Source organism: Mesorhizobium sp. M8A.F.Ca.ET.161.01.1.1, assembly GCF_004792105.1.
Lineage (GTDB): Bacteria > Pseudomonadota > Alphaproteobacteria > Rhizobiales > Rhizobiaceae > Mesorhizobium.
In genome coordinates, this window is sequence record NZ_SRTD01000422.1 from 1 (window position 1) to 295 (window position 295).

The 295-nt window shown below is 65.4% G+C and carries 1 protein-coding gene; it reads right to left on the minus strand.

Translation table 11 applies throughout. The features are described 5' to 3' along the window. A partial coding sequence (locus EN804_RS36365; protein WP_135922424.1) for an aminotransferase class III-fold pyridoxal phosphate-dependent enzyme occupies positions 1-295 on the minus strand: 295 nt, incomplete at both ends.

A 295-nucleotide genomic window follows, 5' to 3' on the forward strand; every position in this document is an offset into this window, starting at 1 on the left:
CCAGCTCTGGGCGAAAGCGACGATCTCGTGACCACCGGTGACGAGCTTCGCCATACGGATGGCCGCCTCGTTGGATTCGGCGCCCGTGGTCAGCAATTGTACCCGGTCGAGACCGGGCGCGAGGGCTGCCAGCCTCGCCGCGAGTTCGACCACGGGACGGGACAACATCCCGGAAAAAAGATGCGCAACCGACGCCATCTGCCGGTTGACGGTGGCGACGATGTCGGGATGGGTGTGCCCGAGCAGGGCGCTCATCTGGCCGGAGGTGAAATCGAGGATGGCACGGTCATCCGCA